The sequence below is a fragment of the Mangrovibacter phragmitis genome, assembly GCF_001655675.1.
GTDB lineage: Bacteria > Pseudomonadota > Gammaproteobacteria > Enterobacterales > Enterobacteriaceae > Mangrovibacter > Mangrovibacter phragmitis.
Genome location: NZ_LYRP01000008.1, coordinates 50966 through 67774, shown reverse-complemented (window position 1 = coordinate 67774; position 16809 = coordinate 50966). Strand labels below are relative to the sequence as shown.

The window sequence follows — 16809 nt, the reverse complement described above, 5'->3', positions numbered from 1 at the left end:
TTTCTTCAGAATTTATAGCCGCGATGCAGTGCGACAATTCCGCCAGTCATATTGAAATAAGTGACGTTTTCAAACCCTGCCTCTTCCATCATGCCCTTCAGTGTTTCCTGATCAGGATGCATGCGAATAGACTCAGCCAGATAGCGGTAACTTTCCGAATCATGAGCAACTAATTCTCCAATCCGCGGCAGGACGTGGAAAGAATACGCGTCATAAGCCTTACTGAGCGGTTTGAGAATGGGTTTAGAAAACTCCAGCACCAGCAACCGCCCACCGGGTTTCAGAACCCGAAACATCGAGCGTAACGCTTTGTCTTTATCTGTCACATTACGCAACCCAAAAGAGATGGTGATGCAGTCAAAGGTGTTGTCCGGGAATGGCAGCGCTTCAGCGTTGGCCTGAACATACTCAACATTACCGACAATGCCGAGGTTACGCAGCTTCTCACGCCCCATTTTCAACATGGAGTCATTAATATCTGCCAGCACTACTTTGCCGCTTTCGCCAACCAGTCGCGAGAATTTGGCAGCGAGGTCGCCGGTACCACCCGCTAAATCGAGCACACACTGCCCGCGCCTTACACCACTGCAATCAATCGTGAAGCGCTTCCATATGCGATGAATACCAAAGGACATCAGATCGTTCATCAGGTCATATTTTGACGCTACCGAATGAAAAACCTGCGCGACCATATCCGCCTTTTGTTCTGTCGCTACGGTACGATAACCGAAATGCGTAGTATCTTTTGAATCAGATTCATCAGCCATCTTAGTGCCTGCCCATCCTAAAAAAGAGTGTGAAGTGTAACAGATTGCGCAATATTGCTCTAAACCTCAAACCTGGTAGCGAAATGCCACCAGGCGATTGTTATTGCGCCTGTCAGGGCGGTAGTGGCGTATCCTGCCGTGATGCCACACTGGCATCAGTATCTTCCTGGCGTGCCTGTTCAGTTAGTTCAGGATTTATCTCACGCTTGATTTCTACCCCTAACTCACGGAATGAATCTGCCTGAACCAGCAAATTCCCGCGCCCATGAGCTAATTTTTTCATTGCCTGGTGATAATTGTCCTGGGCTTTGTTAAGGCTTTGCCCTATCGCCATCATATCATCAACAAAGAGGCGCATTTTGTCATACAACCGGCTTGCACGCTCAGCGATTTGTTGGGCATTGCGGCTTTGATGCTCATAGCGCCAAAGATTCGCTATCGTGCGCAATGCCACCAACAGCGTTGTCGGACTGACCAGCATAATATTATTGCGCAAAGCTTCACTAATCAGCTCTGGCTGACGGTCTATTGCCAACAAAAAAGCGGGCTCCACCGGAATAAACATCAGCACATAATCCAGCGAGCGTAAACCAGGAAGTTGTTGGTAATCTTTTCGGCCCAGCAGACGAATATGGTTACGTATTGCCGCAATATGTTCATTAAGCGCCGCTTCCCGGGCAACATCGTCATCGGCATTAAAATAGCGCTCATAGGCCACCAGCGTCATTTTGGCGTCTATCACCACATCTTTATTTTGCGGCAGGCGCACAATTACATCAGGCTGCATACGGCTGTGGTTATCTAATGTGACACTGACCTGGGTTTCATATTCAGCCCCTTCCCGCAAGCCGGATGCTTCCAGAACACGGGCCAGCACAACTTCGCCCCAGTTCCCCTGGGTTTTATTATCGCCTTTCAGTGCCCGGGTAAGGTTGACGGCTTCTTGCGTCATCTTCTCATTGAGTTGCTGTAGCTGCCGAATTTCATGGGTCAGAGTGTGCCGCTCGCGGGCTTCAGCGCCAAAATTTTCCTGGACCTGCCGGCGAAAGCCATCCAGTTGTTCCCGCAATGGTGCCAGCAGGCCCGATAAACTCTGGCGGTTCTGCTCATCCATACGTTGGTGGCTTTGAGAAAAAATACGGTTAGCCAGGTTTTCAAATTGTTCACTCAGGCGTTGTTCACTGTTGATCATCTGCCGGTGTTTATCTTCCGTATGTAAACGGTTTTCTTCCAGCCTGGTTGCCATTTCACGCAGGTCTGCCTCCTGAATACGGTTAATATCCAGTTGATTGCGTAACTCCTGATTCAGTTGTTCGTATTCTTCTTGCCAGTGCTGGCTTTGCACCAGTTGTTGGCGGGTTGCCATGAGTTCACCGTAAACATCACGATGCGCAGCCTGTTCTTCTGCCATATGCCGTGCTGCACGCAAACTGGCAAGCAACCACCCCGTTAAGCCACCAACAGCTAATCCGCCCGCAAGGAAAAACCAGGTAAATGCCACACTCCCTCCCACCTGAAAATCTGAGCCCACTAAAATTCTGCTGTATAAATGTCCAGATTAAAAGGTTTTATGGTGCCTGATAGCAATCCAGGGGTGATTTGGCTGTTTTTTGGCCGTTCAGGAGAGAGGATGACAATAAACAAGGGAGCATGAGATAAACCAGCGGAGGGTTCCCCGCTGGCGTATTGGCAATAATCAGAGCAGGCGACGCGCAGCCTCTACCACGATTTTCACCGCATGGCTTTCCGTTTGTTTCATGGTTTCCGCATTGGGGATTTCTTGCTGAGTGCGGTTAACAATGACACCAGCAACCATCCCGGCGCGTAAACCCTGGCTGGCACACATGGTCAGCAGCGTCGCGGATTCCATTTCGTAGTTCATGACACCCATTTGTTGCCACTCTTCCATAGAGCCTTTAAATCGGCTGACAACACGCCCGGAAAACGTGTCATAGCGTTCCTGGCCTGGGTAAAAAGTATCAGACGATGCAGTCACGCCGATATGCGTAGTCGCGCCAACAGCTTTGGCTGCTTCAACTAATGCAGTGGTGCAGGCAAAATCCGCCACTGCCGGATACTCCATCGGTGCAAAATGCAGGCTTGCACCATCAAGGCGAACAGATGCCGTTGTGACTAAAACATCGCCCACATTGATATGTGGCTGAATAGCACCTGTGGTCCCTACACGCAGGAAGGTGCGAATACCCAGTTGAGCCAGTTCTTCAACAGCAATAGAGGTAGACGGACCACCGATGCCAGTGGAGCAAACAATGACCGATTTCCCCGCTAACTCCGCTCGCCATGACGTAAATTCACGGTGTGCAGCCAGTTTTACCGGGTTATCCATTAATGCGGCTATTTTTTCCACCCGCTCAGGGTCGCCCGGAACAATCGCCAGTGTTGCGCCCTGTAAATCCGCTTTGGTAAGCCCAAGATGAAACACGTCAGACCTGGACATAAATCACTCCTCTTTGAGTCAATGTTCGGGTGAAGTAAAGCTGTACTCTACTGAAGTCTCTGGTTTTAAAAAGTGATAATAGTCACTATAAAAAGTGATTATTGCATCATGTTGCTTTTAACTTGAGACATTAATCACAAGTTAAAATTGAAGCAGTCAGAAAATTTGTTTTAATTACACTTTTTGCACACTGCCAGCACACCCTTGTACAGCTATAGTTAAGTTTATGCGCTATTCACACGGAGATTGCGATGACAGAAAAAAAGACAACCCCGCCGGCCAATAACCAATTCGCACCTGCGGTATCCCCGGTCACATCCACCGTTATTCATACCAGCGATGAAGGCCTGCATACGGGCGAAACGACTATAGCAACCCAGGGTGAAAACATGCCTGCCTGGTATGCGCGGCCACAGAACATTGCGGCACCTTTGCCTGTTGTCATTGTGGTACAAGAGATCTTCGGCGTGCATGAACATATTAAAGATGTCTGCAGACGTCTGGCGCACCTCGGGTATCTGGCTGTTGCCCCAGAACTCTATTTCCGCCAGGGCTGTCCGAATGAGTACACTGAGATCAGTGCATTGCTTCGCGATTTGGTGAGTAAAGTACCGGATGCGCAGGTGCTGGCAGATTTGGATCATGTAGCCAGTTGGGCAGGCAAGAATCATGGCGATCTGCACCGTTTGTTTATTACAGGATTTTGCTGGGGTGGCCGTATTTGCTGGCTGTACGCTGCACATAATCCCCAACTTAAAGCTGCTGTGGCCTGGTATGGTCGTCTGGTTGGCGCACACACACTGACATCACCTCAACACCCGGTTGATGTTACTGCAAACCTTAGCGCTCCTGTTTTGGGCTTGTATGGCGGCAAAGATGACGGCATCCCGCTCGACAGCGTAGAAACCATGCGCCAGGCATTGCGCGCGGCAAATGCGAAAGCAGAAATCGTGGTTTACCCGGAAGCGGGGCACGCATTTAACGCCGACTACCGTCCCAGCTACCACCAGGCGTCAGCACAGGATGGCTGGGAAAGAATGCTTGCCTGGTTCACGGCGTATGATAAAAGCAAAATAGGCGGCTAACGTGATAAAAAGACGAGGAAAGGCCAGAAGCCTTTCCTTTTTCATTGCTGGTCACTAATTGCAGGCCACACTTAAATGGATTGATTAACCGGACTGGCGCAGGTTACGGGCAGCCTCTACCATATTTGCCAGTGCTGCGCGGGTTTCTTGCCAGCCCCGCGTTTTCAGCCCGCAATCCGGGTTTACCCACAACCGTTCAGCCGGAATATAACGGGCGGCTTTCTTCAGCAAATTTTCTATCCAGGCAACATCAGGTACATTAGGTGAATGAATATCATACACACCAGGCCCAATTTCGTTCGGGTATTCAAACTCTTCAAAGGATTCAAGCAGTTCCATATCAGAACGTGATGTCTCGATAGTAATGACATCCGCATCCAGTGCCGCAATGGAATCCATGATGTCATTAAATTCGCAGTAACACATGTGGGTATGAATCTGTGTTTCGTCTTTAGCAACCGCGGCGTTCAGGCGAAATGCTTCCACGGCCCATGTCAAATAAGCCTGCCAGTCACTCTGGCGCAGCGGCAAACCTTCCCGCAATGCAGGCTCATCTATCTGAATAATGCCAATACCTGCCGCTTCCAGGTCTGCCACTTCATCACGCAGAGCCAGGGCAATTTGTTTAGCAATCGTTTCGCGGCTGACATCTTCGCGAGGGAATGACCAACATAAGATTGTGACCGGACCGGTCAGCATGCCTTTCATTGGTTTATCTGTTAATGACTGAGCATATTTGGCCCACTCAACCGTGATGGGGGACGGGCGGCTGACATCGCCAGTCACGACAGGCGGTTTTACACAGCGCGAACCATAACTTTGTACCCACCCGTTTTGGGTGAAGGCAAAGCCATCAAGATGCTCGCCAAAATACTCAACCATATCATTACGTTCTGCCTCACCGTGCACCAGCACGTCCAACCCCAAACGTTCCTGCTCCTGCACCGCCTGGCGGATATGCTCCGCAATACTGGTACGGTAGTTGCCCGCATCCAAACGTCCCTGTTTGAAATCCAGACGCAGACCACGAATCTCTTTTGTCTGCGGAAATGACCCAATTGTGGTGGTCGGCCAGGCAGGCAAATTGAAATGTGCACGCTGCAGCTGAGCACGTTTTGCGTACGCGCTGGCTCGCTGGCTATCCTGTTCACCAATAGTGGCAAGGCGTTCAGCAACAGCCTGGTTATGCACACGGCGAGAATCAGATCGGGCCTGAATCGGGGTACTCCATTCAACCAGATTACGGGTATCACCACTGTTTAGCGCATGGGCAAGTAACGCCAGCTCTTCACATTTTTGTACCGCGAAGGCAAACCAACTTTTCACTTCAGCGTCAAGACGGGTTTCAACACGCAGGTCAATGGGGCTGTGCAGTAAAGAACAAGAAGAGGCAACCCATAGAGGGCGCTGGCCAGCAATACCTTTAAGTTGCTGGTATTTTTGTGTTAAGTCAGCGCGCCAGACATTACGCCCGTTAATAACACCGGCAGACAATAACCAGTCTGATGGCAGTTTGCGGTGTAATTCTGTCACATCATCATGGCCGTGAACCAAATCGACATGCACCCCTTGTACAGGTAATGCCGTGATAGTATCGAGGTTAGGAGTGATACCTTCAAAATAGGTAGTCAGCAGTAATTTGACCCGGCCACTCAGCGCCTGATAAGCCGGTTTAAATGCCTCCAGCCATGCCTTTGGCAATTCCAGAACCAGAGCGGGCTCATCAATTTGTACCCACTCAATACCACGTTTCGCGAGTTCATCGAGTACTTGTTGATAGACAGGCAGGATATCCTTTAACAACGATAAACGATCGAAAGCTTCACCCTTCACTTTACCCAACCACAGATAAGTCACAGGCCCCAGCAATACGGGTTTTACCTTGTGGTTGAGTGCCAGCGCTTCATCAACCTCATCCAACAGTTGTGTCCAGCCCAGGTGAAATGACTGCCCCAGGGTAAATTCCGGCACCATATAGTGGTAGTTGGTATTAAACCACTTGGTCATTTCTGCGGCGGCGGCAGGTTCCCCCGTTGGCGCCCGTCCACGGCCAATACGGAATAAGGTGTCGATATCAATACTACCATCGGCGTTTTGGTGGCGTGCAGGGACATTACCCAGCAACAGGCTGGTACCCAGGACATGGTCGTACCAGGCGAAATCGCCAACAGGAAGTATGTTGATACCGGCATCACTTTGTTGTTGCCAGTGACGAGCACGTAATTCACGCCCGGCTTCGAACAATGCTTCACGGCTCAGGGCGCCAGCCCAATAACTTTCCTGTGCTTTTTTTAGTTCGCGTCGCAGGCCAATACGCGGAAAACCGAGGGTATGGTTGAGGACAGTCATTTTTTCTTTCTCCATTTAGCCATCCAGATGTTTACACATCTATATTCCGCAGGTACTGTATATTCCTCAAGCGCAAAATCCTCAAGGCGAAGTGAAGGACTTTCATGATCGAGATAAAACACCTGAGAACCCTGCAGGCACTCCGCAGTAGTGGGTCACTGGCCGCTGCTGCTGCCGTCCTGCACCAGACGCAATCGGCCCTTTCTCACCAGTTCAGCGATCTGGAGCAACGGCTCGGGTTTCGGCTGTTTATCCGTAAAAGCCAGCCTCTGCGTTTCACTCCCCAGGGTGAAATTCTGTTACAACTTGCCGCACAGGTGTTGCCACAAATTCAGCAGGCGCTGCAGGATTGCCATGAGCCGCAACAGAGCACATTGCGCATTGCGATTGAATGCCATAGCTGCATACAGTGGTTGACCCCCGCTCTGGAACATTTCCACAAACTGTGGCCACAGGTAGAGATGGATTTTAAATCCGGCGTGACTTTCGACCCGCAACCCGCCTTGCAGCAAAGTGAGCTGGATATCGTGCTGACCTCCGATATTCTGCCACGTAGCGATCTGCATTATTCGCCGATGTTTGATTATGAAGTGCGCCTGGTTCTGGCTGCAGATCACCCACTGGCGGGGAAAGCCCGAATCAGCCCGGAAGACCTGGCGCGTGAAACACTGTTAATTTACCCGGTACAGCGCCAGCGCCTTGATGTCTGGCGTCATTTTCTGCAGCCAGCAGGCATCAGCCCCTCTCTGAAGAGTGTGGATAATACTTTGCTGCTTATTCAGATGGTGGCAGCCCGCATGGGGATTGCAGCCTTGCCACACTGGGTAGTGGAAAGTTTTGAACGCCAGAACCTGGTCGTAACCCGAACTCTGGGCGAAGGTTTATGGAGCCGGTTGTACGCTGCCGTGCGGGACGGAGAACAGCGCCAACCGGTTATCGAAGCGTTTATTCGATCGGCGCGCCAGCACGCCTGCGACCACCTGCCGTTTGTGAGGAATGCGGAACGACCCAGCGCCGATGCACCCACAGGGAAGCCAGAATCACTGCTGCGCCAGTAAGAAAACTGCTCCAGCGGGGCTGCTGTTGCCAGATAGCCAGGTTAACCAGCAGCCCGGCCGGGATATGCACATTGTTCATAATGCCAAGCGTTCCCGCATCCACCTGCGTTGCGCCATAATTCCACATAAAATATCCCAGCCCGGATGCAGCCACACCCAGCCAGACCAGTATGCCCCACTGTAGAGAGGTCTCTGGTAATTTATTTGGGTTACCCAATGTAAACCAGGCGATAACCGCCACAATCAGTGCCCCCAAATAAAACCAGGAAATGGCACTGTGCTGCGGCATTGGGTGTACTTCCATCAGGCGTTTGTAACCCACCATGCCAATGGCAAAACTGATATTGGCAAGTTGCACCAGTAACAGGCCGAGCCAGAAGTGATCACTCAGTTTGCCGTAACGAATAATCGCAGCACCGGCCACTGCCAGCAACGCGCTCAGCGCATAGCCCCAGCGCAACTTGCGGTGGCTCAGCACATCGTATATCAGCGTGACATACAGTGGAGTGAAGATGGTAAATAGCAGGAATTCTGACACTGTAAGGTAGAGATAAGCCCGGAAGCTGAACAGATACATCACGCCCAGTTGCATGGCGCCAACCAGCATATAGGACAATAACGTGCGCCATTTTTGCCCGCAGGTTCGCAGAAAAGGCAAAAAAACCAGTGCAGCCAGGCCAATACGCATCAGAACAGAAAAATAGCTGTCAACATGACCGGCGAGGTACTCGCCTATCAGGCTGAAGGAAAAAGCCCACAAAATAGTGGTGATTATCAGTAAGATCACGGCATATTGGCTCATAATGAAACGAACCAATATTTTAGCGAGACAGGCAGTTGCGCGCCCAACTATTTAGTTTACGAGTGGTTAAAATAAAACCACTCGTTAGTTAACTGCCGTTCTCAGGAGAGAAATAATTTCCGCAGATAATGCGGTACAGCATCAGTTACGTTGGTTCCAATCACTTCCAGTTCGGGCAACAAGTCTTTCAGGCGCTGATGAGCATTTCCCATGATGCAGCCTTTCCCGGCCATAGAGAGCATCTCTTTGTCATTCATGCCGTCGCCAAACGCGATACAGTCTTTTAACTGGTAGCCCATCGCCTTCGCAACCGCTTCCAGCGCATGGCCTTTTGAGACACCACCTGCCATCACTTCAAGGCAAGTAACGGTTGAGAAACTGACATTTACCCGGTCGCCCCAGCGGGCATTAATGGCCTGCTCCAGTGGCAGTAACTTCTCGTGGGAATCACAAGTAAAGAACACTTTGCTGACGCCATCGGTTTCCAGCATTCCTGGCTGGAATAGCTGGTAGTTAAATACGGCCTCACGAAAATACACCATATCTTCTGGCCGTGGCTGGCTGATAAACCATTCATCACCACGATAAACATTGGTGGTAATGTCTTTATTCCCTGCAACTATTCCGTACAAATCGCCAGCAATGTCCCGGTCTAAATCATGGGCGAATACCTGATTACCCTGGCTATCGTGCACCCGGGCACCATTGGACGTAATCATATACGACTGAATACCCAGATTATCCCTAATCTGGCTGACATCAATATGGTGCCGCCCGGTAGCGAAAATAAAGTGGATATCCTGGTTTACCAGTAGCTTTAATGTCTCTTTGGCAAATGCCGTGAGCCTGTGCTCAGGCGATAACAATGTGCCGTCTAAATCCGACGCGACAACATGGTACATAGGCGATTCTACCTCTGGTGAAAATAACGTTAAGGCCTCATGCCTTTAATCTGCATACCGTGTAAAAAAATCCACAATGGCATGCAATGCAACAGCGCGCATATCGTCCTTTTCAAACAGGATCTCATGATACGCACCTTCTATGACGTAAGGTTTTCCCCCCTCACATGGGTGGCCCGCCGCGGCTCTAATTTCACAGAACTTATCGTGCATCCGGTTATCCACAACACGATCCTGTTCTGCCTGCAGGAGCAATACCGGCGTGGTCATAGCAGTGGCCTCTGCCAAAACCTGTTCACCTGCAAGGATACCTTCCCGCACCCAATGGTAAGTTGGGCCACCCACACGTAACCGCGGATCATCGGCATATAAACGCAGATTACGGCGGTAACGCTCAGGACTGTGGGTTAATGTATTCATTACAAAGGGCAGCGGTTGCCAGCGCCCGGTTCCCATCGCGTAACCTTCACTGATTTTTGGGTAACCTTCCGCCCAGTCAAGGATATGCCTCACCATCCAGTCTGGCAGGCGAATAACAATGCCAAACATTGGGGCGCATAACGCTACGGCATCACAAGCCTGTGGGTTTTGGCTTAAGAACAGCGCCGTAATCGCGCCTCCCATCGAGTGCGCCAGAATAAAACGTTTTTTCCACGGACCCGGAACGACTTCCTGCTGCCAGAATGACGTTAAATCATCGACATAATCACTAAAATTCACCACATGACCACGATGAGGATCGTCCAGCATCCGCCCGGATCTGCCCTGCCCACGATGATCAATGATTAATACGTCAAAGCCACAATGAAACAGATCCCAGGCAACTTCAGCGTATTTCACATAGCTTTCAATTCGCCCGGGGCAGATAACCACCACCTGATGATGTTTTTTACTGCGGAAGCGGACATAGCGAATGGGAACACCTTCAACCCCTGCGAGCTCGCATTCTTCACGCTGCTGCCAGAAATCATTTAGTGGACCCACAGCAAAAGCAGCAAAGGCTTTTTCCCTTTCGGTCCACTCATTTTTGTGCTTTTTCATAGCAAGCATCAGCACCTTTCAATAGTGGAATAGCACTTTTTTTGTGAGCCGTAGCGCAACACCTGACAATGGCGTATTGTGACATAAAAGTGTGCTGATCAGGAATGCAGGATGAATCTCGAGTGGTGGTTTACCTATTTTATTACAACGATAATTTTAAGTTTATCGCCAGGGTCTGGCGCAATTAATACCATGAGTACCGCCATGAGTCACGGTTACCGGGGGGCTGCCGCATCGATTGCCGGCCTGCAAACCGGGCTGGCGATTCATATTGTTCTGGTCGGCGTGGGTTTAGGGACGCTGTTCTCTCACTCTCTACTGGCGTTCGAAATTCTCAAATGGGCTGGTGCCGCTTACCTGGTGTGGCTGGGTATTCAGCAATGGCGCGCTGCAGGTGCGCTTGATCTGAAAGCCCTGGCGCAACAACAACCCCGGCGCAAATTGTTCCAGCGTGCGACGTTTGTCAATCTGACCAACCCCAAAAGCATTGTCTTCCTGGCTGCTCTGTTTCCACAATTTATTGTGCCGCACCAGCCGCAGGTCATGCAGTATGTGGTGTTGGGCGTAACTACCGTTGCAGTGGATATTGTGGTGATGATTGGTTATGCCACACTGGCACAACGTATTGCGGGCTGGATTAAAGGGCCACACCAGATGAAGGCGCTGAACAGAGTGTTTGGTTCACTCTTTATGCTGGTGGGCGCACTGCTTGCCAGTGCGCGCCAGGCATAATTGCATGTTAAAAAGCAGGTGCTGATTAACGGGAAATAATCAGATGGATACCGAACCCGGTAAACAAGGCACCTGCCATCCCGTCAATCCATTTAGCCAGCCGCTGGTAGCCTTGCCGCATTTTAGGTAACGCAAACAGGCTGGCGACCACAGCAAACCAGGCAAAGGTTTCTAACGCAATCAGGCAAAACAGCCCAACGCGTTCTGGTGCGCCAACACTGTCACCAAGAAACAGTGAGAAAACACTCCCGAAATAGATAATGGCTTTGGGGTTAGCCAGGTTGGTTAGCAGCCCTTTCAGGAAGCTACGACCCGCCTGAGCCAGCTCAACTTGCTGTGTTGGCTCATGCGCCACTGGTTTTTTAAGTACACCCCGCAGCATCTGGAAACCCATCCAGCATAAATACAAACCACCACCCACCATAATAATGGTGTGCAGCCAGGCCATTTTTTCCAGAATAAGATGCAGGCCAAGCAGCGCCACACCTGACCAGACCATTACGCCACAGGTGATGCCCAGTACGCCCATAATGGCTTCACGGCGAGAGCGGCTGATAGCCGTTTGAGATACAAAAAAGAAATCCGGGCCAGGGCTTATCAGCGCTAAGAAATGCACCAGTGCCACGGACAGAAAAAGCATTAACATAATTTGCTCGCAGGAGAATAATCGCAGGAGGTATTATCCTGGCACGTTTCTCTGCTGCCCGCTACCAGGTTTCCCGTTCGTCCAGATGTTCACGAATCAGGGTCATAAAGGGTTGCCCAAACCGCTCGAGTTTACGCATTCCCACGCCATTTACGCTCAACATTTCCCCTGGTGAAACGGGTAACTGCTCCGCCATTTCTATCAACGTTGCATCGTTAAAGACGACATACGGTGGAATGTTTTCTTCATCGGCAATGGCTTTACGCAGCTTGCGTAATTTGGCAAACAACTTGCGGTCATAATTACCGCCAAAGGTTTTTTGGTGAGCACGCGGTTTCAGAACAGTAATACGAGGCACAGCCAGCATTAATGGCACCTCACCACGCAATACAGGCCGGGCCGCTTCAGTCAGTTGCAGAGCAGAATGGTTGGCAATGTTTTGGGTAATAAACCCCATATGGATGAGCTGGCGAATTACGCTTACCCAGTGTTCGTGGCTATGCTCACGCCCAATGCCATACACAGGCAGTTTATCGTGTTGCATATCACGAATACGCTGATTGTTGGCGCCTCGCAATACCTCCACCACATAACCCATCCCAAAACGCTGATTAACACGATAAATACAGGATAACGCTTTTTGCGCATCCACCAGGCCATCATAACGGCGTGGAGGATCCAGGCAAATATCACAGTTGCCGCATGCTTCCTGGCGACCTTCACCAAAATAATTCAACAGAACCAGGCGGCGGCAGGTTTGTGCCTCGGCAAAGGCCCCCATAGCGTTCAGTTTATGGCGTTCAATATCCTGCAACTGCCCTGCTGGTTTCTCATCCAGACAACGGCGTAGCCAGGCCATATCTGCAGGGTCGTAAAACAGCATCGCTTCCGCAGGCAGCCCATCCCGCCCGGCGCGCCCGGTTTCCTGGTAATACGACTCGATATTGCGTGGAATGTCGAAATGGACAACAAAGCGCACATTGGGTTTATTAATCCCCATACCGAAGGCTACGGTAGCCACCACAATTTGCACATCATCGCGCTGGAACTTCTCCTGTACCTCTGCACGCACACTATTTTCCAGCCCGGCATGGTAGGCACGCGCGCTTATTCCACGGCTTTGCAGGCGGGCTGCTGTGTCTTCCACTTTTGCCCGGCTGTTGCAGTAAATAATGCCGGATTTTCCACGTTGCTCCTGAACATACCGCAGCAGTTGGTCAAGCGGCTTGAACTTCTCCATTAACATGTAGCGAATATTCGGCCGGTCAAAACTGCTCACCTGGATAAGCGGGTCATCCAGCCCCAATAAACGCGCAATATCAAGCCGGGTGGTATCGTCTGCCGTGGCCGTCAACGCCATAAACGGCACACCAGGAAGACGCTGGCGCAGTTGCCCAAGGGCTGCATATTCCGGGCGGAAATCGTGCCCCCATTGGGAAATACAGTGGGCTTCATCAACTGCCAGCATGACTGGGTTCCAGCGAGCCAGGTGGTCGAGGAAGTTATCCATCATCAGGCGTTCTGGGGCGATATACAGCAGGCGTATTTGCCCGTTTCTGCACCCATCGATAACCTGTTGTTGGTCTTCACGGCTTAATGAGGAATTCAGGCAGGCAGCGGCAACCCCGTTGGCGCACAGTTGATCCACCTGATCTTTCATCAAAGAGATAAGCGGAGAGACAACCAGCGTCAACCCGCCAAGCACCAGCGCAGGAATTTGGTAACAGAGGGATTTTCCCCCGCCGGTCGGCATAACGACCAGACAGTCACGGCCCTGAAGTGCCGTATTAATAATGGTTTGCTGGCCCGGACGAAACTGTTGGTAGCCAAAGGTCTCCTGTAACACTTGTTGTGCCAGTGACTCCCGATTCATCATTTCCGCCTGCGCCACACTCACTCCATCCGCTTAAAATAAAACAGGCGCTATTTTCAGCGCCTGAGTGAGAAACTGCAATGCTTTAAAACAGATCATTGAGCATAACGCCCAAACCAACGCGTGTCTGGTTGAAGTTGTAGTCTATCAGGGATTCACCGTAACCACTCCACACCTGAGCGTAAGCCCGGACATGGCGGGTAATTGGGTAACTCACGCCGAATTCAGCGCCGCCGTAACCGGTATTCCAGTTATATTGCCCTTTCACACTCAGGACGGCATCACCCCAGCTATACGCCACACGCGCCTGGTAGTAACCCATATATTTGGCAATATCCGGATTATCATCAAGATTCCCCACCACATACCAGGGTTTCACTTCAACCATCCAGTCACCATTCTGCGCCATCAGGCGAGAATAAACGCGGTTCCAACTACGGGATGTGGGGTCTGAGCGGCCGTTAGAGTCATGGTTAAAACCCATCTCAACATCACGCAATGTCCAGCCAGCAAATTGATAGTCCGTGGCAAAACCCAGGAACAGTTGCGGTTCATAATTCGTTTCACGGAACGGTGAAGATTGGGACTTATTGGAAAGCTGCCACCAGGATTTCTGCGTATACGATGCACCCAGCACAGAGTTATCACCCAAAATCCCACGCCACAAAGGGAACGCGAGGCTCAACTGAAATTTCACTTCATCTTTGCGGGCGTGGTCAGCCCAGTCGTAGCTTTTTATCGCTTCTTTATTAATATCGCTACTTTCTGTGTAGAGCACATAGTTGGTATCGTAAGGATACAGAGTAAATGGGTTATCATGTTCCTGCAGCAGATTAGCAATAATACTACCGCGAACAGCCGGTGCATCATGCACCTCTTTCACCGTTGCTTCCTGTGCCCAGGCCGTGACCGGGAGCACGCACATCATTATCAAAGCAGAAAAATTCTTGCGCATCAGCCTCATTCTCCTGAAGCAATTATTATTGGTGTGACCCATTCTACATATTTCATTGTCCGATACGCACTCTTCTGCTCTTAAACTGGTTTAAAACATAAACGATACATAAAATAAACACCTCATTAACTAATGGTGAGTATCACTATGTCTGGCGTTATTCTTACCGCTGAAGAAGCATTGAAGTTGGTGGGTGATATTTTTGTATACCATATGCCATTTAACCGGGCTCTGGGGCTGGAACTGGTCAAGTACGTTCCTGATTATGCTGAACTTAGTTTTCAACACCAGCCTATGATGGTGGGGAACTGGGCACAAAATATTTTACATGGTGGCGTGATTGCCTCTGCGCTGGACGTTGCCGCCGGGCTGGTGTGTGTCGGCAGCACGCTCACGCGCCATGAAACCATCAGCGAGGAAGAGCTACGCCAGCGACTGGGAAAAATGGGCACCATTGACTTACGTGTGGACTATCTGCGCCCGGGGCGTGGCACTCATTTTACCGCCAGCAGCTCACTACTGCGTGCAGGTAATAAAGTGGCTGTTGCCAGGGTTGAATTACATAACGAACAAAAAACCTATATTGCCAGTGCAACAGCGACTTACATGGTCGGGTAGCCGCTTTTTCTGGTAAACTGCCTGTACACTTTTCCAACGCACATACACACTCAAATGGACAGCAGGCAAGTACGCTTAGGGGTTATCCTCGCCCTGATCGCCTATTTTATTTGGGGGATAGCCCCCGCTTATTTCAAACTTATTCAGTTTGTCCCCGCCAATGAAATACTGACCCACCGTATCATCTGGTCTTTTTTCTTCATGGTAGCGTTGATTTCGCTGAGCCGTCAGTGGCGCCAGGTGCGAAAAATTATCGCCACGCCAAAGAAGATTTTTGGCCTTGCCGTCTCAGCTGTATTAGTGGGTGGCAACTGGCTGCTCTTTATTTGGGCGGTCAATAATAACCATATGCTGGAAGCCAGCCTGGGCTATTTTATTAATCCGCTGGTGAATATTTTGCTGGGAATGATCTTTCTCGGTGAACGTTTTCGTCTGATGCAGTGGGTGGCCGTGTTACTGGCAGCCTGCGGTGTACTGGTTCAACTCTGGACTTTCGGGTCGTTGCCCATCATTGCGCTGGCACTGGCGTTCAGTTTTGCGCTGTATGGCCTGGTGCGTAAGAAAATTGCCGTTGATGCACAGACTGGCATGCTGATAGAAACATTATGGCTGTTACCTGCTGCTGCTATCTGGTTGTTTGGCATTACAGACACACCCACCAGCCATCTTGCCAACAACCCCTGGTCACTGAATTTGTTGCTGATGGCCGCCGGTATTGTCACCACGGTGCCGTTATTATGCTTCACCGGTGCGGCCACCCGCCTGAGATTATCCACCCTCGGCTTTTTTCAATATATTGGCCCAACACTCATGTTTTTATTAGCCGTAACGTTCTATGGCGAAGTGCCCGGGAAAGATAAAATGGTCACTTTCGGATTTATCTGGATAGCCCTGTTTGTCTTTGTTCTGGATGCATTATACACCCAGAGAAAAGTCAGATAATCCTTATAAAACAGAATACTGGCGTAGTATTCTTATTTATGTATTACGCCAGCTATACACCAGCAATCCAATTCCCTCACCTACCTTTTTTAGTACAACCACCACCTTACTATCAGGCAATACTGTTTCTATAATCTCCATGAACTGAACTCACATGCGCTGTGCCGGGTTAGGGTTAGCTTTCCCGGTAAGAAAACAACTATGTCTTTCATTATTAATTTATTCAAACCGTCACATAGCGCAACTATTCGGCGCATACCCTTTTTAATCATCAGTGTTTTGTATTTCGTTCTTCAGGGCGCCCCGCTGATGTTTAATATGGGGAAATTCACCCTTATTTTTACGGTGATATTACTGCTATGGATTTATTGTAATGCGGGTGCTATGCGCTGCCGGGATATTGGTATAAAAGGCCGCTACTTCGTGATTCTCTGGATGAGCATAGTAGTGATCGGGCAAATTATGATTCGTATTTGGGGAGCAGATTGTGACTCTCCGGGTACCCGTTTTACTGCGACTATGAATATTTTGACTGCATTCTTTCTGGCTCTTACCCCAGGCAAGATAACGAAATAATTAAC

General features: G+C 50.2%; 16 protein-coding genes. 6 read left to right on the top strand and 10 right to left on the bottom strand.

Annotation, left to right across the window (positions count from 1 at the left end):
- Positions 1-5: 5 nt before the first annotated feature.
- The 3 genes from ubiE to udp all read right to left on the bottom strand — a co-directional run bounded on the left by ubiE (position 6) and on the right by udp (position 3225).
- Complete coding sequence (ubiE, locus tag A9B99_RS09465) at positions 6-767, bottom strand: bifunctional demethylmenaquinone methyltransferase/2-methoxy-6-polyprenyl-1,4-benzoquinol methylase UbiE (protein WP_064596926.1); 762 nt, start codon at positions 765-767, stop codon at positions 6-8.
- Positions 768-879: 112 nt separating this feature from the next.
- The gene (rmuC, locus tag A9B99_RS09460; protein ID WP_064596966.1) at positions 880-2268 is read right to left on the bottom strand and encodes a DNA recombination protein RmuC; all 1389 of its coding nucleotides are present in this window, start codon (positions 2266-2268) and stop codon (positions 880-882) included.
- Positions 2269-2463: 195 nt separating this feature from the next.
- A complete protein-coding gene (udp, locus tag A9B99_RS09455) occupies positions 2464-3225 on the bottom strand; it encodes a uridine phosphorylase (protein WP_036115512.1) in 762 nt (253 codons plus the stop codon).
- A gap of 251 nt (positions 3226-3476) precedes the next feature.
- Between udp and A9B99_RS09450 the strand changes: the two genes are divergently transcribed.
- Positions 3477-4310 (top strand): dienelactone hydrolase family protein, encoded by an 834-nt coding sequence (locus A9B99_RS09450; RefSeq protein WP_064596924.1) that lies wholly within the window; start codon positions 3477-3479, stop codon positions 4308-4310.
- A gap of 84 nt (positions 4311-4394) precedes the next feature.
- Here A9B99_RS09450 and metE read toward each other — a convergent pair whose 3' ends face one another.
- A complete protein-coding gene (gene metE / locus A9B99_RS09445) occupies positions 4395-6659 on the bottom strand; it encodes a 5-methyltetrahydropteroyltriglutamate--homocysteine S-methyltransferase (protein ID WP_064596964.1) in 2265 nt (754 codons plus the stop codon).
- 104 nt (positions 6660-6763) lie between these two features.
- Here metE and metR point away from each other — a divergent pair, with 104 nt between their 5' ends.
- On the top strand, positions 6764-7717 hold the full coding sequence (gene metR / locus A9B99_RS09440) for an HTH-type transcriptional regulator MetR (protein ID WP_064596922.1): 954 nt from the start codon (positions 6764-6766) through the stop codon (positions 7715-7717).
- On the opposite strand, the gene A9B99_RS09435 is transcribed toward metR, so the two are convergent.
- The 3 genes from A9B99_RS09435 to pldB form a co-directional block, all read right to left on the bottom strand.
- Positions 7605-8504, bottom strand: a complete 900-nt coding sequence (locus A9B99_RS09435; RefSeq protein WP_064596962.1) for a carboxylate/amino acid/amine transporter — start codon at positions 8502-8504, stop codon at positions 7605-7607. The genes metR and A9B99_RS09435 overlap by 113 nt on opposite strands.
- A 116-nt stretch (positions 8505-8620) precedes the next feature.
- Entirely contained in the window at positions 8621-9421 is an 801-nt protein-coding gene (gene yigL / locus A9B99_RS09430; RefSeq protein ID WP_064596920.1) for a sugar/pyridoxal phosphate phosphatase YigL, read from the bottom strand.
- A 45-nt stretch (positions 9422-9466) separates the two neighbouring features.
- Entirely contained in the window at positions 9467-10462 is a 996-nt protein-coding gene (pldB, locus tag A9B99_RS09425) for a lysophospholipase L2 (protein ID WP_064596960.1), read from the bottom strand.
- 111 nt (positions 10463-10573) lie between these two features.
- On the opposite strand from pldB, the gene rhtB reads away from it, so the two are divergent.
- On the top strand, positions 10574-11194 hold the full coding sequence (rhtB, locus tag A9B99_RS09420; protein ID WP_064596918.1) for a homoserine/homoserine lactone efflux protein: 621 nt from the start codon (positions 10574-10576) through the stop codon (positions 11192-11194).
- Between the two features lie 25 nt (positions 11195-11219).
- Here rhtB and rhtC read toward each other — a convergent pair whose 3' ends face one another.
- The 3 genes from rhtC to pldA form a co-directional block, all read right to left on the bottom strand.
- Positions 11220-11840: a threonine export protein RhtC gene (gene rhtC, locus A9B99_RS09415; protein WP_064596916.1), complete on the bottom strand. Its 621-nt coding sequence runs from the start codon at positions 11838-11840 to the stop codon at positions 11220-11222.
- A 61-nt stretch (positions 11841-11901) separates the two neighbouring features.
- Entirely contained in the window at positions 11902-13731 is a 1830-nt protein-coding gene (gene recQ, locus A9B99_RS09410) for an ATP-dependent DNA helicase RecQ (RefSeq protein WP_064596914.1), read from the bottom strand.
- A gap of 67 nt (positions 13732-13798) precedes the next feature.
- Positions 13799-14668 carry a phospholipase A gene (gene pldA, locus A9B99_RS09405; RefSeq protein ID WP_064596912.1) on the bottom strand — a complete coding sequence of 290 codons (870 nt, stop codon included), beginning with the start codon at positions 14666-14668 and terminating at the stop codon, positions 13799-13801.
- Between the two features lie 147 nt (positions 14669-14815).
- Between pldA and A9B99_RS09400 the strand changes: the two genes are divergently transcribed.
- The 3 genes from A9B99_RS09400 to A9B99_RS09390 all read left to right on the top strand — a co-directional run bounded on the left by A9B99_RS09400 (position 14816) and on the right by A9B99_RS09390 (position 16804).
- Entirely contained in the window at positions 14816-15286 is a 471-nt protein-coding gene (locus A9B99_RS09400) for a thioesterase family protein (RefSeq protein ID WP_064596910.1), read from the top strand.
- A 54-nt stretch (positions 15287-15340) separates the two neighbouring features.
- Positions 15341-16228: an EamA family transporter RarD gene (gene rarD, locus A9B99_RS09395; protein ID WP_064596908.1), complete on the top strand. Its 888-nt coding sequence runs from the start codon at positions 15341-15343 to the stop codon at positions 16226-16228.
- Positions 16229-16429: 201 nt separating this feature from the next.
- Positions 16430-16804: a hypothetical protein gene (locus A9B99_RS09390; RefSeq protein ID WP_064596906.1), complete on the top strand. Its 375-nt coding sequence runs from the start codon at positions 16430-16432 to the stop codon at positions 16802-16804.
- The last annotated feature ends 5 nt before the right edge of the window (positions 16805-16809 follow it).